Raw genomic sequence first — 22,628 nt, 5'->3', positions numbered from 1 at the left:
TTCTGTAACCGCTTCCATTCGCAATCTGATAAAACTGATTTAGTCAGAAGAGCGGTGATACGCCGGCGAGGAGAAGAGGTTGAAGTCCAGGAAAGAGGTCGCCTCAGCGACCATGAAAGATGTTGCCCTGAAAGCAAAAGTCTCAACGGCAACGGTATCCCGAGCCTTAATGAATCCCGATAAAGTCTCTCAGACCACACGCAATCGTGTTGAGCAGGCTGCGCTGGAGGTGGGTTATCTGCCGCAGGCGATGGGACGTAACGTCAAACGTAACGAATCCCGCACCATCCTGGTCATTGTGCCCGACATCTGCGATCCCTTTTTCAGCGAAATCATCCGCGGCATTGAAGTGACCGCTGCGGCCCAGGGTTACCTGGTGCTGATTGGCGACTGCGCCCACCAGAACCAGCAGGAAAAAACCTTCATCGACCTGATCATTACCAAGCAGATCGACGGCATGCTGCTGCTCGGTTCACGCCTGCCCTTCGATGCCAGCATTGAAGAGCAGCGCAACCTGCCGCCGATGGTGATGGCCAACGAGTTCGCCCCCGAGCTGGAACTGCCTACCGTTCACATTGATAACCTCACCGCTGCGTTCAACTCCGTGAACTATCTGCAGGAGCTGGGCCATAAACGCATCGGCTGCATCGCCGGGCCGGAAGAGATGCCGCTGTGTCATTATCGCCTGCAGGGCTACGTTCAGGCGCTGCGCCGCACCGGGGCGACGGTGGATCCACACTATATTGCCCGGGGCGACTTTACCTATGCCGCAGGCGGGCTGGCGCTGGAAAAACTACTGTCGCTGCCACAGCCGCCGACCGCGGTGTTCTGTCACAGCGACGTGATGGCGCTCGGCGCACTCTCGTATGCGAAGCGGCACGGTCTGAATGTGCCGAAAGACCTCTCCATCATTGGCTTCGATAACATTTCCCTGTCTGAGTTTTGCGATCCGCCGCTCACAACCGTGGCGCAGCCTCGCTATGAGATTGGCCGGGAAGCGATGCTGCTGTTATTGGATCAACTCAACGGCCAGACGGTCAGCAGCGGCTCCCGTTTACTGGACTGCGAATTGATCGTTCGCGGCTCAACCCAGCCGCTAACGTAAAGCCGCCGCCTTTCAGACTTCCTCGACTGGTCAAAGGCCCGCCGCTTAAGTAACATGGCGGGCTGACAAACGAATAAATACAGCGAAACGATAGTGGCACAACGAGATTATGTACGTCGCGGCCAGCCGGCACCTTCGCGACGCAAAAAGAGTAGCTCACGGAGCCCGCAACGCAGCCTGCCTGCGGTCTCGCCTGCCATGGTCGCGATTGCAGCGGCGGTACTGGTGGCATTCATCGGCGGCCTCTGGTTCATTACGCACCATAAAAAAGAAGAAGCGGAAGCGCTGCAGGGCAATAAAGTTGTCGGCAATGGCTTACCACCGAAGCCGGAAGAGCGCTGGCGCTATATCAAAGAGCTTGAGAGCCGCCAGCCGGGCGTCCGCGCGCCGACAGAACCTTCTGCCGGTGGCGAGGTGGTGGATCCTACCCAGTTAACCAACGAACAGCGTCAGCTGCTGGCTCAGATGCAGGCCGATATGCGCCAGCAGCCTACCCAGCTCAACGAAGTGCCGTGGAATGAGCAGACGGCGGCGCAGCGCCAGCAAACGCTCCAGCGTCAACGTCAGGCGCAGCAACAAATTCAGCAGCAACAGCAACAACAGCAGTGGGCGCAGAGCCAGACGGTACAGCAGCCGAAAGCGCAGCCGCGGGTAACGGAACAGCCGTATCAGCAACCGCGTACCGCGCAGACGCAGCCGGTTCAGCAGCCTAAAGCGCAGCCGGCTAAGCAAAATCAGCCGTATCAGGATCTGCTGCAGACCCCGGCGCATACCACCGCCCAGCAGCCGAAAGCCGCGCCGATCACCAAAGAGACAGAGGCGCCAAAGCAGACGGCTGAGAAGAAAGACGAACGCCGCTGGATGGTGCAGTGCGGCTCCTTTAAAGGCGCAGAGCAGGCAGAAACCGTGCGTGCGCAGCTGGCTTTTGAAGGCTTTGATTCACGCATCACCACCAACAACGGCTGGAATCGCGTGGTGATTGGCCCGGTCAAAGGTAAAGACAATGCCGATGGCACCATCTCTCGTCTGAAGATGGCAGGTCACACAAACTGCATTCGACTCGCTTCCGGGGGTTGAAACCCCCAAAATCCCCCCCATCTATCATTCTATTCAGCCCTGAGCACAGGCTCAGGGCTTCTGTTTCCCGATTCTGTAACCAGGGGGTCTGCTCGTGACAACAATAGTAAGTGTACGCCGTAACGGCCAGGTGGTGATTGCCGGTGATGGCCAGGCCACGCTGGGTAATACCGTCATGAAAGGCAACGTGAAGAAAGTGCGTCGTCTGTATAACGACAAAGTGATCGCCGGTTTTGCAGGCGGTACTGCTGACGCCTTCACGCTGTTTGAACTGTTTGAACGCAAACTGGAAATGCATCAGGGCCATCTGGTGAAAGCCGCCGTTGAGCTGGCGAAGGACTGGCGTACCGACCGCATGCTGCGCAAACTCGAAGCGCTGTTGGCGGTAGCCGATGAAAATGCCTCGCTGATCATCACCGGTAACGGTGACGTGGTCCAGCCAGAAAACGATCTGATTGCTATCGGTTCCGGCGGCCCGTACGCCCAGGCCGCCGCTCGCGCGCTGTTGGAAAACTCCGACCTGGGCGCGCGCGATATCGCTGTGAAGGCGTTGGATATTGCAGGTGATATCTGCATCTACACCAACCACTTCCACACCATCGAAGAATTGCCGTCTAAGGCGTAAGGATTTCTCATGTCTGAAATGACTCCACGCGAAATTGTCAGCGAACTGAACAAACACATCATCGGCCAGGATAACGCCAAGCGTTCCGTGGCGATCGCCCTGCGTAACCGCTGGCGTCGTATGCAGCTGGATGAAGTGCTGCGCCATGAAGTAACGCCAAAAAACATTCTGATGATCGGCCCAACCGGTGTCGGTAAAACCGAGATCGCCCGTCGCCTGGCCAAACTGGCAAACGCGCCTTTTATCAAAGTTGAAGCGACGAAGTTCACCGAAGTGGGCTATGTCGGGAAAGAAGTGGACTCTATCATCCGCGATCTGACCGATTCCGCAATCAAAATGGTACGCGTACAGTCCATCGAGAAAAACCGCTATCGCGCCGAAGAGATGGCGGAAGAGCGCGTGCTGGACGTCCTGATCCCACCGGCGAAAAACAACTGGGGCCAGGCAGAGCAACCTGCAGAGCCGTCTGCTGCACGCCAGGCATTCCGCAAAAAACTGCGCGAAGGCCAGCTGGATGACAAAGAGATTGAGATCGATCTCGCCGCCGCGCCGATGGGCGTGGAAATCATGTCCCCTCCGGGCATGGAAGAGATGACCAGCCAGCTGCAGTCCATGTTCCAGAACCTGGGCGGGCAGAAGCAGAAGCCGCGTAAGCTGAAAATCAAAGATGCGATGAAGCTGCTGATTGAAGAAGAAGCCGCAAAACTGGTGAACCCGGAAGAGCTGAAGCAGGACGCCATCGACGCTGTAGAGCAGCACGGCATCGTGTTTATCGATGAGATCGATAAAATCTGTAAGCGCGGTGAGTCCAACGGTCCGGACGTCTCCCGTGAAGGCGTACAGCGCGACCTGCTGCCGCTGGTTGAAGGCTGCACCGTCTCCACCAAGCACGGCATGGTGAAAACCGACCACATTCTGTTTATCGCTTCTGGCGCATTCCAGGTGGCCAAGCCGTCTGACCTGATCCCGGAGCTGCAGGGTCGTCTGCCGATCCGCGTTGAATTGCAGGCGCTGACCACCGAAGACTTCGAGCGCATCCTGACCGAGCCGAACGCCTCTGTGACCGTACAGTACAAAGCGCTGATGGCGACCGAAGGCGTGAACATTGAGTTCACCGAAGACGGTATCAAGCGTATCGCCCAGGCGGCGTGGCAGGTTAACGAAACCACCGAAAACATCGGCGCACGTCGTCTGCACACCGTACTGGAACGCCTGATGGAAGACATCTCCTATGATGCAAGCGACCTGAATGGTCAAAGCATTACCATTGATGCCGACTATGTGAGTAAGCACCTTGATGCTTTAGTAGCAGATGAAGATCTGAGCCGTTTTATCTTATAATCGCGGTCATTGCATTTTCATCACTGATGATGGGGCTGAAAAGCCCCATTTTTATTGGCTAAACATCCTATGACTAAAATCAGCCGTACGCGTGCCTGGCTGGAAAGCCTGCGTCCTAAAACCCTTCCTCTCGCTTTCGCCGCCATTGTGGTGGGCACAACCCTGGCGTGGTGGCAGGGACATTTCGACCCTCTGGTGGCTGCGCTGGCGCTGATCACCGCCGGGCTCCTGCAAATCCTCTCTAACCTCGCCAACGACTATGGCGATGCCGTTAAGGGCAGCGATAAACCCGACCGTATCGGGCCTTTGCGCGGGATGCAGAAAGGGGTGATCACTCAGGAGCAGATGAAGCGGGCGCTGATTATCACCGTGGTGCTGATTTGTCTCTCCGGGATTGCGCTGGTGCTGGTGGCCTGTAAAACCCCTGCGGATGCGGTTGGCTTCCTCGTGCTCGGCCTGCTGGCGATTGTTGCGGCGATAACCTATACCGTCGGCACCCGCCCTTACGGATACATCGGGCTGGGCGACATTTCGGTGCTGGTGTTCTTCGGCTGGCTGAGCGTGATGGGCAGTTGGTATCTGCAGGCACATACCCTGATCCCGGCCCTGTTCCTGCCAGCCACCGCCTGCGGCATGCTGGCGACGGCGGTGCTCAACATTAACAACCTGCGCGATATCGACAGCGATCGACTGAACGGGAAAAACACCCTGGCGGTCCGTCTGGGGCCGGTAAATGCGCGCCGCTACCATGCCTGCCTGCTGATGGGCGCCCTGCTCTGTCTGGCGTTGTTTAACCTGCTTTCCCTGCACAGCCTGTGGGGCTGGCTGTTTGTGCTCGCCACGCCGCTGCTGGTCAAACAGGCGCGGTACGTGATCCACGAACAGAGCGCCTCGGCCATGCCGCCAATGCTGGAACGCACGGTAAAAGGGGCACTGCTTACTAACCTGTTGTTCGTGGTGGGAATTGTGCTCAGCCAGACGCTGAACTAGCTGACAAATATCAATTAACAATTGATGATTTTGCCAACAATGCGTTTCGCGCGATATACTGAAATCACTCGCAGCAACTGAACCTTAAGCCTATGAAATACGATACCTCTGAGCTTTGTGACATCTACCAGGAAGATATCAACGTCGTAGAACCGCTGTTTTCCAACTTTGGAGGACGGTCATCGTTTGGCGGACAGATCATCACGGTGAAATGTTTTGAGGACAACGGGTTGCTGTACGATCTGCTCGAACAGAACGGCCGTGGTCGCATTCTGCTGATTGACGGCGGCGGCTCCGTGCGTCGCGCATTAATCGATGCAGAACTTGCCCGTCTCGCCACGCAAAACGAGTGGGAAGGCATGGTGGTGTATGGCGCAGTGCGCCAGGTGGACGACCTTGAAGAGCTGGATATCGGCATTCAGGCAATTGCTGCTATTCCGGTGGGTGCCGCAGGTGAAGGCATTGGCGAAAGCGACGTCCGCGTCAATTTCGGCGGAGTGACGTTCTTCTCCGGCGACCATCTGTATGCCGATAATACCGGTATTATCCTGTCGGAAGATCCGCTGGATATCGAATAGCAAAAGAAGGCCATCTGGTATGCAGAAGGCCTTCTTTCATTTGTTTTTATCCATCTCATAGCGAATCACACGTAGCTCTAACACCCCATTTGACTCCTCTATCGAAACACTCATTATGTCACGGCGTTGCGGATAATTGTTTATCCAGGTATCGAGTTGCTCGGCAAGTGCAGTGGCATCATTTTTATTTATATTAGTAAAAACTATCTCATTCCATCTTAAGCCACTTCCCTCATCTGTTCGACTAAGGAAGTGCCATTGGTTTGATACCCGAGGAGTCCGTTTAAGAACTTCTGGAGTCATAAGTTGGTAGCTAAAGAAATCGTCTTGCGTATAACGCTCTGGTTTAAAAACTCTTGCAGCCATGTATATGTACCCAACCCCTATCGCAATGATAAAAATAGTAAAAATGATTATTTTAGTATTTTTCATAAACTAAGCTCACGAACATACTCTGGGCTTGCCACAGGAACAATTGAGTCCATGAATGCAGGTAATCTTCCCAAATACGGCTCAAGTTTGCTTTTTTTGTCATGAGGATCAGGGAATAAAAGAGGTAACACGCTTTTATTTTTATATTGACCAACAGGGCCATAATAATCCCAAATTCGGGTAATGACTCCAACTTACTGATAGTGTTTTATGTTCAGATAATGCCCGATGACCTTGTCATGCAGCTCCACCGATTTTGAGAACGACAGTGACTTCCGTCCCAGCCTTGCCAGATGTTGTCTCAGATTCAGGTTATGCCGCTCAATTCGCTGAGTGTAACGCTTGCTGATTACGTGCAGCTTTCCCTTCAGGCGGGATTCATACAGCGGCCAGCCATCCGTCATCCATACCACGACCTCAAAGGCCGACAGCAGGCTCAGAAGACGCTCCAGTGTGGCCAGAGTGCGTTCACCGAAGACGTGCGCCACAACCGTCCTCCGTATCCTGTCATACGCGTAAAACAGCCAGCGCTGACGTGATTTAGCACCGACGTAGCCCCACTGTTCGTCCATTTCAGCGCAGACAATCACATCACTGCCCGGCTGTATGCGCGAGGTTACCGACTGCGGCCTGAGTTTTTTAAGTGACGTAAAATCGTGTTGAGGCCAACGCCCATAATGCGGGCGGTTGCCCGGCATCCAACACCATTCATGGCCATATCAATGATTTTCTGGTGTGTACCGGGCTGAGAGGCGGTGTAAGTGAACTGTAGCTGCCATGTTTTACGGCAGTGAGAGCAGAGATAGCGCTGATGTCCGGCAGTACTTTTACCGTTACGCACCACGCCTTCAGTAGCTGAGCAGGAGGGACAACTGATGGAGATGGAAGCCACGGGAGCACCTCAAAAACACCATCGTACACTAAATCAGTAAGTTGGCACCATTACCCGCTTCGTGTAGTCATCTCGCATTCCTTGTGAGCACTATGTTGAGCGATCTTATTCCCACAAAATAAAAAAGGCATCCAATGTGGATGCCTTTTTCAGGAATTCGGATTTAGACCTCTTCCATACGTCCCAGCAGGGCGTGCAGACGATCCTGCCAGCCGGTCTGCTGTTCGCGCAGATGATGGTTTTCACGCTCCAGCTCTTCACGACCTTGCTGAGCAGTCTGAATTTCCTGCGACAGCGCGTTGTTTTTTTCTTTCAGCTCTTCGATTTCCATCTGCAGCAGGGTGATGGTATCAATCGCCTGCTGTACTTTGGATTCCAGTTTCTCAAACACTTCTAAAGACATAATCCTACCTCTCCTGAATTTGCAAGGCGACGCTTTGACGTAAACGCGCACAACACCTGGTGTCGATTGTATGGAGCCCCGCCCTCCCTGTCCAGCGGCAGACCGCGCAGATTGCGGTTTGCAACACTTTTCAGCCTCCTCCTGGTGCGTTCGCATCATATACCCCTAAATTGTTAACACTTTAGTTAATGGAATGCTTCAGCCCGCCTCCGCGTATAAACGCTAACGCACACTTAATGGCGCGTTATCGCTCATTTTGTTGACGCGGCACACACATTTTAATTTCGATATTTCTCGTTTTTGCTCGTTAACGATAAATTAACACTGTGTCTACAGGACATCGTGGCAAGAGTGACGATCGCTGCGATGACAAAAACCATTAATTTTCTGTCAGGATCCGATTATGAGTGAAACATCAACCTTGAAAGGCCAGTGCATCGCAGAGTTCCTGGGTACTGGGTTGTTGATTTTCTTTGGCGTAGGATGCGTGGCGGCGCTGAAAGTAGCGGGCGCCAGCTTTGGGCAGTGGGAAATCAGCGTGATCTGGGGTCTGGGCGTGGCGATGGCCATCTACCTGACGGCGGGTGTTTCAGGTGCCCATCTTAACCCTGCGGTTACCATCGCGCTGTGGCTGTTTGCCTGCTTCGATAAACGCAAGGTTGTGCCCTATATTGTGGCGCAGTTTGCCGGTGCCTTTTGTGCAGCGGCGTTAGTTTACGGGCTCTATTACAATCTGTTTATCGACTTCGAACAGACGCACCAGATGGTGCGTGGCAGTACCGAGAGCCTCGAGCTGGCCGGCATCTTCTCAACCTATCCGAACCCGCATATTAACTTTGTGCAGGCCTTCGCGGTGGAGATGGTGATCACCGCTATCTTGATGGGCGTCATCATGGCGCTGGGTGATGACGGCAACGGCATTCCACGCGGCCCGCTGGCACCGCTGCTGATTGGTTTACTGATTGCGGTCATCGGCGCATCGATGGGACCACTGACCGGCTTCGCCATGAACCCGGCACGTGACCTGGGGCCGAAGACCTTTGCCTTCTTCGCGGGCTGGGGCAACGTGGCCTTTACCGGTGCGAAAGATATTCCCTACTTCCTGGTGCCGCTGTTCGGCCCGATCGTTGGGGCATCGCTGGGCGCATTCGGCTATCGTAAGCTGATTGGACGCCATCTGCCGTGCGACACCTGTGTGGTTGAGGAGAAAAAAAGCCTCTCCCCGACTGAATCAAAAGCTTCGCTGTAATCTGACTACGGGACTCATAAAATGACCGACAAAAAATATATCGTTGCGCTCGACCAGGGCACGACCAGCTCCCGCGCTGTCGTTATGGATCATGACGCGAACATTGTCAGCGTGTCACAGCGCGAATTCGAGCAAATCTATCCTAAGCCAGGCTGGGTTGAACACGACCCGATGGAAATCTGGGCCTCGCAAAGCTCGACGCTGGTTGAAGTGCTGGCGAAAGCCGATATCAGTTCCGACGAGATTGCGGCCATTGGCATCACCAACCAGCGTGAAACGGCCATCGTCTGGGAACGCGAAACCGGTAAACCGATTTATAACGCCATCGTCTGGCAGTGCCGCCGTACCGCGGATATCTGCGAGAAGCTCAAGCGTGACGGCATGGAAGAGTACGTGCGCAGCGCCACCGGCCTGGTGGTGGACCCTTACTTCTCCGGCACCAAGGTGAAGTGGATCCTTGACCATGTGGAAGGCTCTCGCGAGCGTGCCAAACGTGGTGAACTGCTGTTCGGCACGGTGGATACCTGGCTTATCTGGAAGATGACTCAGGGACGCGTCCACGTTACCGACTACACCAACGCCTCGCGCACCATGCTGTTCAACATCCACGATCTGGACTGGGATGACAAAATGCTGGACGCGCTGGATATCCCGCGTGCCATGCTGCCGCAGGTGCGAAAGTCCTCTGAAGTGTACGGCCAGACCAACATCGGCGGTAAAGGCGGCACCCGTATTCCGATTGCCGGGATCGCCGGGGACCAGCAGGCGGCGCTGTTTGGCCAGCTGTGCGTGAAAGAAGGGATGGCGAAAAACACCTACGGCACCGGCTGCTTCATGCTGATGAATACCGGCGAGAAGGCGGTGAAATCAGAGCATGGCCTGCTGACCACTATCGCCTGCGGCCCTCGCGGAGAGGTGAATTACGCCCTCGAAGGCGCGGTGTTTATGGCCGGAGCCTCTATCCAGTGGCTGCGCGATGAGATGAAGCTTATCAGCGACGCTTTCGACTCGGAGTATTTCGCTACTAAAGTGAAAGACACCAACGGGGTGTACGTCGTACCGGCCTTTACCGGGCTGGGCGCGCCGTACTGGGATCCCTATGCTCGCGGGGCGATTTTCGGCCTGACGCGTGGGGTGAACTCGAACCACATCATTCGCGCCACGCTGGAGTCAATTGCCTATCAGACCCGCGACGTGCTGGAAGCGATGCAGGCCGACTCCGGCATTCGTCTCCACGCCCTGCGCGTGGACGGCGGCGCGGTGGCTAACAATTTCCTGATGCAGTTCCAGTCCGACATTCTGGGCACCCGCGTGGAGCGTCCGGAAGTGCGTGAAGTGACGGCGCTGGGGGCGGCTTACCTTGCCGGTCTGGCGGTCGGCTTCTGGCAGAACCTGGACGAGCTGCAGGAGAAAGCGGTCATCGAACGCGAATTCCGCCCGGGCATCGAAACCACCGAGCGTAACTTCCGCTACAGCGGCTGGAAGAAAGCCGTGAAACGCGCGCTGGCGTGGGAAGATCACGACGAGTCGTAATCCACTTCACATTCCCTCTCCCTTTGGGGAGAGGGGTCCTCAGCCCGCACCCCACCCCACTCTGTGATAAACTTCGTGCAATTCCTTTTGACCGCACGAGTACCCAATGAAACGTGAACTTGCTATCGAATTTTCCCGCGTGACCGAAGCCGCCGCTCTGGCGGGCTACAAGTGGCTTGGCCGTGGCGACAAAAATATCGCCGACGGTGCAGCCGTCCATGCCATGCGCATTATGCTTAACCAGGTCAATATCGACGGCACCATCGTGATTGGCGAAGGCGAAATCGACGAAGCGCCAATGCTTTTTATCGGTGAAAAAGTCGGGACCGGCAAGGGAGACGCGGTGGATATCGCCGTCGACCCGATTGAAGGCACCCGCATGACCGCCATGGGTCAGGCTAACGCCCTGGCCGTACTGGCCGTGGGCGACAAAGGCACCTTCCTCAACGCGCCTGATATGTATATGGAGAAGCTGATTGTCGGGCCGGGCGCCAAAGGGGTTATCGACCTCAACCTGCCGCTGGCGGACAACCTGCGTAACATCGCCGCCGCGCTCAATAAACCGCTGAGCGAACTGACGGTCACCATCCTGGCCAAACCGCGTCATGATGTCACTATCGCCCATATGCAGCAGCTGGGCGTGCGCGTCTTTGCTATTCCCGATGGCGACGTGGCAGCCTCCATCCTTACCTGCATGCCGGACAGCGAAGTGGACGTGCTGTACGGCATCGGCGGCGCGCCGGAAGGGGTGGTTTCTGCCGCAGTGATCCGCGCCCTCGACGGTGACATGCAGGGTCGTCTGCTGGCCCGCCATGAAGTGAAAGGCGATAGCGAAGAGAACCGCCGTATCGGTGAGCAGGAGCTGGCCCGCTGCGCCGCGATGGGCATCGAGGCCAATACCGTGCTGCGTCTGGATGATATGGCGCGCAACGATAACGTCGTCTTCTCGGCCACCGGTATCACCAAAGGCGATCTGCTGGACGGCATCACCCGCAAAGGCAATATGGCGACCACCGAAACGCTGCTGATCCGCGGTAAATCACGCACCATTCGCCGCATCCAGTCGATTCACTATCTCGACCGCAAAGATCCCGACGTGCAGACTCACATTCTGTAAAACCGTTTGATCAATTGAGCTTTCCGGCCCGCACGGGCTGGAAATCTCTCTCTCAGGTAAGGAAGATAGAACCCGAGATCAGTACAGGAGAACATCATGGCAGACTGGGTAACAGGTAAAGTCAAAAAGGTAGAGTTCTGGACCGATGCGCTATTTAGTCTTACCGTCAATGCGCCCATCCATCCCTTCACGGCCGGACAATTCGCCAAGCTGGGGCTGGAAATCGACGGTGAACGCGTGCAGCGCGCCTACTCCTATGTCAACCCGCCGGATAACCCGGATCTCGAGTTCTATCTTGTCACCGTTCCCGATGGCAAACTTAGCCCGCGCCTGGCGGCCCTCAAACCCGGTGACGAGATCCAGATAGTCAGCGAAGCCGCAGGCTTCTTCGTGCTGGATGAAGTGCCGGACTGCGACACCCTGTGGATGCTGGCGACCGGTACCGCCATCGGCCCGTACCTTTCGATCCTGCAATACGGGAAAGACCTGGAACGTTTTAAAAATATCGTGCTGGTGCATGCCGCACGCTATGCCGCGGACCTGAGCTACCTGCCGCAGATGCTGGAGTTGCAGCAACGCTATGAAGGGAAAGTGAAAATTCAGACGGTGGTGAGCCGTGAAACGGTGGTGGGCTCACTGACCGGCCGCGTGCCGGCCCTGATTGAAAGCGGTGAACTGGAAGCTGCGGTTGGCCTGCCGATGACGGCCGAAAGCAGCCATGTCATGCTGTGCGGCAACCCGCAGATGGTGCGCGACACTCAACAGCTGCTGAAAGAGACCCGGCAGATGACCAAACATTTACGCCGCCGTCCGGGCCATATGACTGCAGAACACTACTGGTAATTAGCGGTATTTTACGTCGATCGTATCTTTACCGTATTTATTCTCGCCCTGGGTGCCCACGAACGCGCCCAGGTCGACAATAATCATCACAAAAATAATGGTAGGGATCAGCCTGCCAACCGCCCACGGCAGCATGGAGGGCAGCATCGACCAGTTGCCTGCCAGCAGCATCCACGCCAGCACCACCAGCAGCGACCACAGCCCCGAGCGGCCACGATCGTGCAGACGTTTCACTAACACCGCCGCGGTCGGCCACAGCAGCGAAACCAGCGCGAATGCCGCCGTCTGGGTATTCAGCCACGCGTTATTCGCAAAAATAAACAGACCCAGCATGGCGACAATCCATACGCCAATCCAGATCCAGAAATCACGGCGTCCAATACGCCCTTTGAATGAAAACAACCACTGCTGTATGGTCATGTCAGGTTCCTTAAAATCATTGCGGAGCGTAGTTTACCCTGGAGTCGCATCCTTTTGACAAGCCAGCCAGATATCGTTTTAATCGTGACAGTAACATTCAGAGACTTTATTGATGAAGATGTGGTTTCACCTTATTTGGCTGGGTTTAACACTGTCGTGCGCGAGCGTTTCTCTGCGCGCTGCCGAGACCTCCGCACCTGCCACGGCCCCCTACGTGATGCCGGGCGCGCCGTCGTTTGATCAATCCATTAGCCTGTTCCGCGAGGCCTTCAACAGCGCTAACCCTGGCCTGTCGCTGAATGAGTTTCGCGCCATCGATGGTGCCCGCGATACCCCCAACCTGACCCGTGCCGCCAGCAAGATTAACGAGAATCTGTACGCCTCAACGGCGCTGGAGCGTGGAACGCTCAAAATTAAGAGTATGCAGATTACCTGGTTGCCGATTCAGGGGCCGGAGCAAAAGGCCGCCAAAGCCAAAGCGCTGGAGTATATGAGCGCCATTTTACGGGCGTTCACCCCGGCGTTAACCAAATCACAAAGCCAGCAAAGGCTACAAAAGCTGCTGGCTGCCGGTAAAAACAAACGTTATTACGCCGAAACGGAAGGCGCGGTTCGCTATGTGGTGGCAGATAACGGCGAAAAGGGGCTGACCTTCGCTGTTGAACCGATTAAGCTGGCGTTATCTGAGACCCTCGGCGGGGCGAATTAATGACAAAAAGCAAAGCCTTTCGAGGGAAAATCTCTATACTGATTCACAGACCATGCTGCCCAGCCGGGTGGCCATATTCCTTAATTCGCTCTTGAGCGTGGAGAATTGAAATGCGACATCCTTTAGTGATGGGTAACTGGAAACTGAACGGCAGCCGCCACATGGTAAACGAGCTGGTAGCTAACCTGCGTAAAGAGCTGGCTGGCGTGACTGGCTGTGCTGTTGCGATCGCTCCGCCGGACATGTACCTGGATATGGCTAAACACGCCGCTGACGGCAGCCACATCGTTCTGGGTGCGCAGAACGTTGACGTTAACCTGTCTGGCGCGTTCACCGGTGAAACCTCCGCTGAAATGCTGAAAGATATCGGCGCAAAATACATCATCATCGGCCACTCTGAGCGTCGTACCTACCACAAAGAGTCCGACGAATTCATCGCTAAAAAATTCGCGGTACTGAAAGAGCAGGGTCTGATCCCGGTTCTGTGCATCGGTGAAACCGAAGCTGAAAACGAAGCGGGCAAAACTGAAGAAGTGTGCGCACGCCAGATCGACGCAGTGCTGACCACTCAGGGCGCGAGCGCGTTCGAAGGCGCGGTCATTGCTTACGAGCCAGTATGGGCGATCGGTACCGGCAAATCTGCAACCCCAGCTCAGGCTCAGGCGGTTCACAAATTCATCCGTGACCATATTGCTAAAGCAGACGCGAAAGTGGCTGAGCAAGTAATCATCCAGTACGGCGGTTCCGTAAACGCAGCGAACGCAGCAGAGCTGTTCACCCAGCCGGACATCGACGGCGCGCTGGTTGGCGGCGCATCCCTGAAAGCAGACGCTTTCGCGGTGATCGTTAAAGCAGCAGAAGCGGCTAAACAGGCGTAAAAAACCTTTGCGGCGGGTGGCGCTTCGCTAACCCGCCCTAGGGTTCTCCAGGCCCGGTAAGCGCCAGCGCCACCGGGCTTTTTTACAGCCGTCCCAGGATACTAAACCACAGATAATCCAGCGGCAGCAGCACCAGATAGGTTGCCACCGCCAGCGCCAGGCAGAGCAGCATCCCCGCCCGCGCAGGCACTCTTCCCAGCCCCATCGCCACCACTATCGGCGACGCCTGATACGGCAGCAGCGGCGTGGAGTATCCCAGCACCTGAATCATAATCACCGACAATAACGGGAAGCCGGTGGCGTCCGAGAAGCTTTGCGCCAGAGTGGTATACAGCGCCGGAACACCGTTGGCGGTCATGATAAAATTCAGCGCGGTAGTGATGCCGGTTAACGCCAGGAAACTGGTGAAGGGCGCGTCGGCATCCAGCGGCATCACCCGCATCAGCGCCTCGCCCACGGCACTGCCGATCCCGGTCTGCGTCACGGTGATCGCCAGCCCGAGAATGCCCGCCACGTAAATACAGGTGCGCATGTTCACCCCGGCCGAGAACTCCTCGCCGGTGATAAAACCAATTCGCGGCAGCATCACCACCAGCGATGCCGCAAGCCCGGTCCATGCCGGGCCGATACCGTGCCAGCTCTCCGTCACCCACATCACCAGCACTACCGCCAGCAGCCAGGCGAGGCGCTTTTCGTCACGGCCCATGGGCTCCGGCGGAGACAGATCTTTTGCCGGTTTGGGGGCGCCGGGAAACAGCCAGCAGATCAGGCCGATCAGAATCAGGCCCTTGAGAATGCCCAGCACCGGGGTGTGCAGCAGCAGGTACGGAACATAGTTGAGATGAATACCATACGACCCTTCCGCCGCCCCGCTCATTACCAGATTAGGTACGTTAGCCGGGAGGATAGTGGCCGACAGCTGGAAGGTGCCAAACCCCACCGCCAGCGCCAGACCAAACCACGCCCGGGAGCCATCGGCAATGCCCGCCCGCTTCGCCATCGCCGCCACAATCGGCATCAGCAGCGCGATGCGCCCCATGTTAGAGGGCATCACAAACGCCAGCGCATAGGTAAGCAGCACGACGCTGGCCACCATCAGCGGCCAGGAGTCGGTCAGCCTGGACGACAACGCCCGCGCGGCTCTGTCCGCCAGCCCGGTTTTACGGATCGCCACGCCCAGCACAAACCCGCTGAACACCAGCCAGAATGCCGACGAGGCAAACCCGCCGAATATCACCTCCGGCGGCGCAATTTTGGCGATCATCGCTGCGGTAAAGAACAGCAGCGCGGTGAGGAATTCCGGCAACAGCGAGGTCGCCCACAGGATGATGGTGACGACGATAATCAGCGAGGGCAGAAACAGCGGGTGAGTGATCCAGAGCGACATGCCTGTCTCCTGTAGAATTTTTCAGCAAGTCTACGGCGGCAGGCAGCGGGAGTAAACGCTATTTATGGTGGGGTCAATTCAGGATATGACATTGATGATCCTGCAATTCCTCAGCGGAGGCCAGGTTGAACGTCAGCAGATTGCGCTCGGTCGCCAGCAGGACAAAAGAGCCGTCCGCCTGCTGCGCCATCGCCAGCGCAAAGCGTCCCATATGGTCGCGCGCTTCCGGCAGCTCTTCTGCCAGCATCATAAATGGGCTGCGTTTCACCAGCTCCGCTTCCGTCACCCGACGCGCCAGATACTCGTGCCCTTTCAGCCCACCGGGAAACGGCAGCCATTGGGTGCTGATTTGCCCCTGATGAGTATTGAGCTTCTCGCGCACGTCCGGCCGCAGGCACGAGATATGGATATGAAAATGATTTTGCGTACGGCCCGTTGGGGAGTTAATGGTCAGGGAAATGGCGCTGTCAGGCACTTTGGCACCCCGCTTCATGCTCATAAAGTTGCGCGACTGCCACGCCAGCCAGAAGAAGTTCGGCGTATAGGCCTCAGTCAGAAGCGGGCTTTCGGTGCCGTTGATGCGGTACGTTGGCATCAGAAGATATTGCAGGGGGCCGTTGCGGTCTTTGAATACCACATATCCCGCATCCCTCTTCACCAGGACACAGGGCGCCGGGTTACGGTTTTGCATCTGATTGGGTACACACTGGTCGAGAACGATATGCCGTAATGCGTTTGGGTTACCCGACTTCATCCAGAACCAGCCCCCCGCGGCAAGCGCGATGAGGATCAGTGCCAGCACAATTATTTTTTTCACAACGCGTTCCCTGTATCCGGTTGAACCAAAAGAGTAACGCACTTTGATGACAAACAAAAAAGCCCGGCAGTATGATTCTGCCGGGCTTTTTAAACGCTATGGGTGATTAACGTTTGCTGATCTGATCGAAGGTGCCGCCATTCGAGAAGTGATCTTTCTGCGCTTTGGTCCAGCCGCCAAACTCTTCATCGATAGTGAACAGCTTCAGTTTCGGGAATTCGTTCTCATACTTCTTCGCCACCGCTTCATCACGTGGACGATAGAAATTCTTCGCGGCGATCTCCTGACCTTCCGGGGTGTAAAGGTACTTCAGGTAGGCTTCCGCCACGGCCTGGGTGCCTTTCTTATCCGCCACTTTGTCGACCACAGAGACGGTCGGCTCAGCCAGAATCGATTCACTTGGGGTCACGATTTCAAACTTGTCTTTACCCAGCTCGTTGGTCGCCAGCAGCGCTTCGTTTTCCCATGCAATCAGCACATCGCCAATGCCGCGTTCAACAAAGGTGTTGGTTGCGCCACGCGCGCCGGAGTCCAGCACTTCAACGTTTTTAAACAGCGATTTCACGAAGTCCTGGGCTTTGGCCTGATCGCCATTGTTGTGGTGCAGGGCGTAGCCCCAGGCTGCAAGATAGTTCCAGCGCGCGCCGCCGGAGCTTTTCGGGTTCGGGGTAATCACGGAAACGCCCGGCTTAATCAGGTCGTTCCAGTCGTGGATCTGTTTCGGGTTGCCTTTACGCACCAGGAAAACGATGGTGGAGGTGTATGGCGCAGAGTTGTCTGGCAGACGTTTGATCCAGTTTTTATCGATACGACCGCGTTCCGCAATCGCGTCCACGTCGTACGCCAGCGCCAGAGTCACGACATCGGCTTCAATACCGTTAATCACCGAGGTCGCCTGCTTGCCGGAGCCACCGTGCGACTGACGGATCACCACGTTATCGCCGGTTTCCTGTTTCCAGTGTGCGGCAAACGCTTTGTTGTACTGTTCGTACAGTTCACGTGTCGGATCGTAAGACACGTTTAGTAACTGGATATCCTTTGCCAGAACGCTGGTCGATGCCAGCAATAAAGTTAACCCCACGCCCCACTTGTTCATCGTCCCACTCTCTTAATGTTGTGTTTGATGAATGCAGCGTGCCAGAAAGGAAACCAATGATTAAAGAATAAAAAAAGATTGGCTATAACTTCACGGAATAAAAAGCGGTATTGTAGACACAAAAAAGCCCGGTGGCGCTTCGCTTACCGGGCCTACGGACCCTGCTTTTGTAGGGCGGGTAAGGCGTAGCCGCCACCCGGCAACAATCAGCTGATTAGTACAGTTTTTTCGCGCAGTCCAGCCAGTCACCTTTGAACGGACGCTTCATGTTTTCGATAGCGTCGATGATGTCATGGTGAACCAGTTTTTCGTTCTGAATGCCGACGCAACGACCGCCGAAGCCCTGCTGCAGCAGTTCAATCGCGTACGCACCCATACGGGAGGCCAGGATACGGTCGTAAGGACCCGGGGAGCCGCCGCGCTGGATGTGGCCGAGAACGGTGGCGCGGGTTTCGCGTTTGGTTTCGGTTTCGATGTACTTCGCCAGCTCGTCAACGTCGCAGATGTGCTCGGTGATGGCTACGATGGCGTGTTTCTTACCTTTCGCGATACCGGCTTTGATTTCCGCAACCAGGTCTTCACGGCTGAATTCCACTTCCGGAACCACGACAAACTCACAGCCACCGGCAATCGCCGCAGCCAGAGTCAGGTCGCCACAGTAGCGGCCCATTACTTCAACGATAGAGATACGCTGGTGAGAAGAAGAGGTGTCGCGCAGGCGGTCAATCGCTTCAACCACGGTGCCCAGGGCAGTGAAGTAGCCGATGGTGTAGTCGGTACCTTTGATGTCATTGTCGATGGTGCCAGGCAGACCGATGCACGGGAAGCCCATTTCGGTCAGACGTTTGGCGCCCATATAGGAACCGTCACCACCGATAACGACCAGCGCGTCGAGGCCGCGTTTTTTCATGTTTTCGATAGCCACTTCACGGATGCGGTCATCGCGGAATTCCGGGAAACGAGCGGAACCCAGGAAGGTACCGCCGCGGTTAATCATGTCGGACACGCTGTAGCGGTCGAGCTGCACCATGCGATCTTCATACAGGCCCAGATAACCGTCATAGATACCAAAAACTTCCAGACCTTCCGTCAACGCAGCACGAACTACACCACGAATTGCTGCGTTCATGCCGGGCGCATCACCGCCGCTTGTCAACACACCGATTTTCTTAATCATGACTACCTCTGAACTTAGGAATGCAAAAATGAAATCTGTTGCCGGAAGACTTCTGACGACCAACGAATACTGCAAATAGTATATCAATCACTTCCAGCTGAATTGATTCAGGTCAGGCCATATGGCGGTTATTTTTCCACAAAATGCTGGCCCGGTTCACTTTTTTACAACGAATTACGAAAGCTCAAAATGTCCATTGCCTGGCTTAGGTACGACTGAACAGGGATCCTGGTGAATAATGACGTCTGACCCCGGGAAACGCTGCAAAATCGCCTGCTCAACCTGCTCAGCCACCAGATGTGCCTGAACCAGCGGCAGGTTATCTTCCATTTCTAAATGAATCTGAATAAAGCGGGTCGGCCCTGACTGCCGCGTGCGAAGATCGTGAGCGCCGCTGACGCCGGGCCAGGAGGTCACAATTTCGAAGATTTCATGCCGTTCTGCGTCTGGCAAGGCGCGATCGAGAAGCGATTGCACCGCATCGTACCCCATGCGCAACGCACTGTATAAAATATAAAAGCCAATCCCTAACGCAAATAGCGCATCGGCCCGATGCCAGCCATACCAGGCCAGACCGAGCGCAATCAGGATCGCGCCGTTCATCATAACATCAGACTGATAATGAAGCATATCGGCCCGTACCGCCTGACTTTGCGTTTTGCGCACAACCCAGCGCTGGAACGTTACCAGAATCAATGTGCTAATAAGTGCAATAACCGTGACGACAACGCCCACGCCCGGATCTTTCATCGGTGACGGGGTATACAGATGCTGAATACCGGTCAAAAAGAGGAACAGCGCCGAACCGGAAATAAACATGCTTTGTGCCAGCGCCGCCAGCGACTCGGCTTTGCCGTGACCAAAGGTATGCTCTTCATCCGCCGGCTGCAGCGAGTAGCGCACCACCCACAGGTTAGTGAGCGAAGCGGCAATATCCACCAGCGAATCGACCAGCGCCGCCAGAATACTGACTGAACCGGTATACCACCACGCAAAAATTTTAATCACTAACAGGCACGACGCCATGATCGTCGCAGCCAATGCGGCCCGGCTTACCAGCCGCCCATAGGATTGATTCATAAACACTCCTGTCATGCTATGCCGCTAGTATAACGGATGCAGAGGAGTCATTAAGATGAATAAACGGTTACTACGTTTGAATGACGGGCAAAAAAAACCCCCTCATCATGAGGGGGAAGACAGGGATGGTGTCTATGGCAAGGAAAACAGGGTCTACTGGTTACTACGGGTATTGCTACTAAAAAGCGTCGATTCAGCGTTCTTCTGCATCCGTGCAACCTCACGCAACTGATCCATACGTTGCTGGTGTTTCTGGTTCAAAACCGCTTGCTGCTCGGGCGTTAGCAGGTGGAACATCTGGTTGCGGACTTTAGCCATTTCGACCTGTCGGGCAACCTGCTCCTGCGCCATTTTGTCTGCCTGAGCGCGCACAGCGTTCTCGTCAAAATTTTCTGCGGTGACAAGGCGATGCATTGTCTCCATTTCGCTAACATTAACAGGGGGCTGGTCATGTCGAGCCCGCTGCATCAGATCTCGCATCTGTTGACGCTGATGTTCGGTTAAACTTATGCCGTCGAACATATGGCCTTGGCCACTCTGCTGCGCGATGCCCTCCGTTGAGGAGCGGTTATCGCCGGTGATGACTCCAGCAGCCTGGCTAAATGCACTAAACGCCAGCGTTGAGGCCATGACGGCAGCGGTAACTTTGCGCATCACTTACTCCCAAAATCTTTCGTGTCGCGATTCAACGAGAACCAGTCTACGATTCAGGCTGCAAACATGCGTCAGGGGGTGTAAAACAACGTAAAGTCATGGATTAGAGAGCCTTGATGACGTAATTTCTGCCTCGGAGGTATTTAAACAATGAATAAAATCCTGTTAGTTGATGATGACCGAGAGCTGACATCCCTTTTAAAGGAGTTGCTCGACATGGAAGGCTTTGACGTGTCGGTGGCCCATGACGGGGAGCAGGCGCTGAGTCAACTCGACGATAGCATCGACTTGCTTTTGCTCGACGTCATGATGCCGAAGAAGAACGGCATCGACACCCTTAAAGAGCTGCGCCAGACTCACCAGACCCCTGTAATTATGCTGACCGCGCGCGGCAGCGAACTCGATCGCGTGCTGGGCCTTGAGCTGGGTGCCGATGACTATCTGCCTAAGCCGTTTAACGACCGGGAGCTGGTGGCACGTATTCGGGCGATCCTGCGTCGTTCCCACTGGAGCGAGCAGCAGCAGAACACCGACAACGGTTCGCCAACACTTGAAGTGGATTCCCTGAGCCTCAATCCGGGCCGCCAGGAGGCCAGTTTCGACGGCCAGGCGCTGGAGCTGACCGGCACCGAATTCACCCTGCTTTATCTGCTGGCGCAGCATCTGGGCCAGGTGGTATCGCGTGAACATCTGAGCCAGGAAGTGCTGGGTAAGCGCCTGACCCCGTTCGACCGTGCCATTGATATGCACATCTCCAACCTGCGCCGCAAATTACCGGAGCGCAAGGATGGTCACCCGTGGTTTAAAACCCTGCGCGGACGCGGCTATCTGATGGTGTCCGCTTCATGATAGGCAGCTTAACCGCCCGCATCTTCGCCATCTTCTGGCTGACGCTGGCACTGGTGTTAATGCTGGTTTTGATGTTACCCAAACTCGACTCACGCCAGATGACGGAGCTCCTCGACAGCGAGCAACGTCAGGGTGTGATGATCGAGCAGCACGTAGAAGCAGAGCTGGCCATCGATCCGCCCAATGATTTGATGTGGTGGCGCAGGCTGTTTCGCGCTATCGAAAAATGGGCGCCGCCGGGGCAACGCCTGCTGCTGGTCACCAGCGAAGGCCGCGTGATCGGCGCCGACCGTAATGAAATGCAGATCATCCGCAACTTCATTGGCCAGGCGGATAACGCCGATCATCCGCAAAAGAAAAAATATGGTCGGGTAGAGATGGTGGGGCCATTCTCCGTCAATGACGGGGAAGATAACTACCAGCTCTATCTGATTCGTCCGGCGAGCAACTCCCAGTCCGACTTTATCAACCTGCTGTTTGACCGCCCGCTGCTGCTCTTAATTGTCACTATGCTGGTGAGTTCACCGCTGCTGCTGTGGCTGGCGTGGAGCCTGGCGAAACCGGCGCGTAAGTTGAAAAACGCCGCGGATGAAGTGGCGCAGGGTAACCTGCGGCAGCACCCGGAACTGGAAGCCGGGCCGCAGGAGTTCCTGGCGGCGGGTGCCAGCTTCAACCAGATGGTGACGGCGCTGGAGCGGATGATGACCACACAGCAGCGTCTGCTCTCTGATATCTCCCACGAACTGCGCACTCCGCTGACGCGTCTGCAACTGGGCACCGCCCTGCTGCGCCGCCGCGGCGGAGAGAGCAAAGAGCTGGAGCGTATCGAAACGGAAGCGCATCGTCTGGACAGCATGATCAATGACCTGCTGGTGATGTCTCGCAATCAGCAGAAAAACGCGCTGGTGAGCGAAACGGTGAAAGCTAACCACCTGTGGCATGAGGTGCTGGATAACGCGGCATTCGAAGCCGAGCAGATGGGGAAATCCTTTACGGTTAACTTCCCACCGGGGCCATGGCCGCTGTACGGTAACCCCAATACGCTGGAAAGCGCGCTGGAAAATATCGTGCGTAACGCCCTGCGCTACTCGCATACCAAAATCGAGGTGGCGTTCTCGGTGGATAAAGACGGTATCACCATCAACGTCGATGACGATGGTCCTGGCGTGAGCCCGGAAGATCGCGAGCAGATTTTCCGTCCGTTCTATCGTACCGATGAGGCACGCGACAGGGAATCTGGCGGTACCGGGCTGGGCCTGGCGATTGTCGAAACCGCCATTCAGCAGCACCGCGGCTGGGTGAAAGCCGACGACAGCCCGCTGGGCGGATTACGGTTAACGCTCTGGTTGCCGTTGTACAAACGATCGTAGCTATTG

Annotated in this window: 24 protein-coding genes; 14 read left to right on the top strand and 10 right to left on the bottom strand. The window is 55.8% G+C overall.

What is annotated here, in order from left to right; translation table 11 throughout:
* Positions 1 to 79: 79 nt before the first annotated feature.
* The 6 genes from cytR (at position 80) to rraA (ending at position 5,716) form a co-directional block, all read left to right on the top strand.
* A complete protein-coding gene (gene cytR / locus LRS40_RS07430) occupies positions 80 to 1,105 on the top strand; it encodes a DNA-binding transcriptional regulator CytR (RefSeq protein WP_231313425.1) in 1,026 nt (341 codons plus the stop codon).
* A gap of 93 nt (positions 1,106 to 1,198) precedes the next feature.
* A complete protein-coding gene (gene ftsN, locus LRS40_RS07425) occupies positions 1,199 to 2,182 on the top strand; it encodes a cell division protein FtsN (protein ID WP_231313424.1) in 984 nt (327 codons plus the stop codon).
* A 94-nt stretch (positions 2,183 to 2,276) separates the two neighbouring features.
* Positions 2,277 to 2,807 carry an ATP-dependent protease subunit HslV gene (gene hslV / locus LRS40_RS07420; protein ID WP_032615282.1) on the top strand — a complete coding sequence of 177 codons (531 nt, stop codon included), beginning with the start codon at positions 2,277 to 2,279 and terminating at the stop codon, positions 2,805 to 2,807.
* A gap of 9 nt (positions 2,808 to 2,816) precedes the next feature.
* Positions 2,817 to 4,148 (top strand): HslU--HslV peptidase ATPase subunit, encoded by a 1,332-nt coding sequence (hslU, locus tag LRS40_RS07415; RefSeq protein WP_142487564.1) that lies wholly within the window; start codon positions 2,817 to 2,819, stop codon positions 4,146 to 4,148.
* Positions 4,149 to 4,217: 69 nt separating this feature from the next.
* Positions 4,218 to 5,138, top strand: a complete 921-nt coding sequence (gene menA / locus LRS40_RS07410; protein ID WP_231313423.1) for a 1,4-dihydroxy-2-naphthoate polyprenyltransferase — start codon at positions 4,218 to 4,220, stop codon at positions 5,136 to 5,138.
* A 92-nt stretch (positions 5,139 to 5,230) separates the two neighbouring features.
* Entirely contained in the window at positions 5,231 to 5,716 is a 486-nt protein-coding gene (gene rraA / locus LRS40_RS07405; protein ID WP_142487566.1) for a ribonuclease E activity regulator RraA, read from the top strand.
* A 36-nt stretch (positions 5,717 to 5,752) separates the two neighbouring features.
* Here rraA and LRS40_RS07400 read toward each other — a convergent pair whose 3' ends face one another.
* From LRS40_RS07400 to zapB, 3 genes are all read right to left on the bottom strand, one after another.
* Complete coding sequence (locus LRS40_RS07400; RefSeq protein WP_231313422.1) at positions 5,753 to 6,148, bottom strand: hypothetical protein; 396 nt, start codon at positions 6,146 to 6,148, stop codon at positions 5,753 to 5,755.
* A gap of 194 nt (positions 6,149 to 6,342) precedes the next feature.
* A protein-coding gene (locus LRS40_RS07395; protein ID WP_223216367.1) for an IS1 family transposase occupies positions 6,343 to 7,040 on the bottom strand; the annotation gives its coding sequence in 2 pieces (ribosomal slippage) (positions 6,343 to 6,791 and positions 6,791 to 7,040; 699 coding nt in all).
* Positions 7,041 to 7,203: 163 nt separating this feature from the next.
* Positions 7,204 to 7,443, bottom strand: a complete 240-nt coding sequence (zapB, locus tag LRS40_RS07390; RefSeq protein ID WP_142487567.1) for a septal ring assembly protein ZapB — start codon at positions 7,441 to 7,443, stop codon at positions 7,204 to 7,206.
* 403 nt (positions 7,444 to 7,846) lie between these two features.
* Here zapB and LRS40_RS07385 point away from each other — a divergent pair, with 403 nt between their 5' ends.
* The 4 genes from LRS40_RS07385 (at position 7,847) to fpr (ending at position 12,185) form a co-directional block, all read left to right on the top strand.
* The gene (locus LRS40_RS07385; protein ID WP_231313421.1) at positions 7,847 to 8,692 is read left to right on the top strand and encodes an MIP/aquaporin family protein; all 846 of its coding nucleotides are present in this window, start codon (positions 7,847 to 7,849) and stop codon (positions 8,690 to 8,692) included.
* A 21-nt stretch (positions 8,693 to 8,713) separates the two neighbouring features.
* Complete coding sequence (gene glpK, locus LRS40_RS07380) at positions 8,714 to 10,225, top strand: glycerol kinase GlpK (RefSeq protein ID WP_142487569.1); 1,512 nt, start codon at positions 8,714 to 8,716, stop codon at positions 10,223 to 10,225.
* A gap of 106 nt (positions 10,226 to 10,331) precedes the next feature.
* Positions 10,332 to 11,342, top strand: coding sequence for a class II fructose-bisphosphatase (gene glpX, locus LRS40_RS07375; protein WP_142487570.1), 1,011 nt, complete (start codon positions 10,332 to 10,334; stop codon positions 11,340 to 11,342).
* 96 nt (positions 11,343 to 11,438) lie between these two features.
* Positions 11,439 to 12,185, top strand: coding sequence for a ferredoxin--NADP(+) reductase (gene fpr / locus LRS40_RS07370; protein WP_156264920.1), 747 nt, complete (start codon positions 11,439 to 11,441; stop codon positions 12,183 to 12,185).
* On the opposite strand, the gene LRS40_RS07365 is transcribed toward fpr, so the two are convergent.
* Positions 12,186 to 12,605, bottom strand: coding sequence for a DUF805 domain-containing protein (locus LRS40_RS07365; RefSeq protein ID WP_142487572.1), 420 nt, complete (start codon positions 12,603 to 12,605; stop codon positions 12,186 to 12,188).
* A 112-nt stretch (positions 12,606 to 12,717) separates the two neighbouring features.
* On the opposite strand from LRS40_RS07365, the gene LRS40_RS07360 reads away from it, so the two are divergent.
* Both LRS40_RS07360 and tpiA read left to right on the top strand, forming a co-directional pair.
* A complete protein-coding gene (locus tag LRS40_RS07360) occupies positions 12,718 to 13,314 on the top strand; it encodes a DUF1454 family protein (protein ID WP_231313419.1) in 597 nt (198 codons plus the stop codon).
* A 110-nt stretch (positions 13,315 to 13,424) separates the two neighbouring features.
* Complete coding sequence (gene tpiA / locus LRS40_RS07355) at positions 13,425 to 14,192, top strand: triose-phosphate isomerase (RefSeq protein WP_106995778.1); 768 nt, start codon at positions 13,425 to 13,427, stop codon at positions 14,190 to 14,192.
* Between the two features lie 82 nt (positions 14,193 to 14,274).
* On the opposite strand, the gene LRS40_RS07350 is transcribed toward tpiA, so the two are convergent.
* The 6 genes from LRS40_RS07350 to cpxP form a co-directional block, all read right to left on the bottom strand.
* Positions 14,275 to 15,579: an SLC13 family permease gene (locus LRS40_RS07350; protein WP_142487574.1), complete on the bottom strand. Its 1,305-nt coding sequence runs from the start codon at positions 15,577 to 15,579 to the stop codon at positions 14,275 to 14,277.
* A 73-nt stretch (positions 15,580 to 15,652) separates the two neighbouring features.
* Entirely contained in the window at positions 15,653 to 16,396 is a 744-nt protein-coding gene (locus tag LRS40_RS07345) for a CDP-diacylglycerol diphosphatase (protein ID WP_142487575.1), read from the bottom strand.
* A gap of 106 nt (positions 16,397 to 16,502) precedes the next feature.
* Positions 16,503 to 17,492, bottom strand: a complete 990-nt coding sequence (locus tag LRS40_RS07340; protein ID WP_142487576.1) for a sulfate ABC transporter substrate-binding protein — start codon at positions 17,490 to 17,492, stop codon at positions 16,503 to 16,505.
* A 214-nt stretch (positions 17,493 to 17,706) separates the two neighbouring features.
* Positions 17,707 to 18,669, bottom strand: coding sequence for a 6-phosphofructokinase (gene pfkA, locus LRS40_RS07335; protein ID WP_142487577.1), 963 nt, complete (start codon positions 18,667 to 18,669; stop codon positions 17,707 to 17,709).
* A 174-nt stretch (positions 18,670 to 18,843) separates the two neighbouring features.
* Positions 18,844 to 19,749: a CDF family cation-efflux transporter FieF gene (fieF, locus tag LRS40_RS07330; RefSeq protein WP_142487578.1), complete on the bottom strand. Its 906-nt coding sequence runs from the start codon at positions 19,747 to 19,749 to the stop codon at positions 18,844 to 18,846.
* A 153-nt stretch (positions 19,750 to 19,902) separates the two neighbouring features.
* Entirely contained in the window at positions 19,903 to 20,403 is a 501-nt protein-coding gene (gene cpxP, locus LRS40_RS07325) for a cell-envelope stress modulator CpxP (protein WP_156264929.1), read from the bottom strand.
* 150 nt (positions 20,404 to 20,553) lie between these two features.
* Here cpxP and cpxR point away from each other — a divergent pair, with 150 nt between their 5' ends.
* Both cpxR and cpxA read left to right on the top strand, forming a co-directional pair.
* The gene (gene cpxR, locus LRS40_RS07320) at positions 20,554 to 21,252 is read left to right on the top strand and encodes an envelope stress response regulator transcription factor CpxR (protein WP_106995771.1); all 699 of its coding nucleotides are present in this window, start codon (positions 20,554 to 20,556) and stop codon (positions 21,250 to 21,252) included.
* Positions 21,249 to 22,622: an envelope stress sensor histidine kinase CpxA gene (gene cpxA, locus LRS40_RS07315; RefSeq protein ID WP_142487580.1), complete on the top strand. Its 1,374-nt coding sequence runs from the start codon at positions 21,249 to 21,251 to the stop codon at positions 22,620 to 22,622. The genes cpxR and cpxA overlap by 4 nt, the downstream gene beginning before the upstream one ends.
* The last annotated feature ends 6 nt before the right edge of the window (positions 22,623 to 22,628 follow it).

It is taken from the genome of Leclercia sp. G3L (assembly GCF_021117075.1).
Lineage (GTDB): Bacteria > Pseudomonadota > Gammaproteobacteria > Enterobacterales > Enterobacteriaceae > Enterobacter > Enterobacter adecarboxylatus_C.
This window is presented reverse-complemented; position numbering and strand designations above follow the sequence as displayed.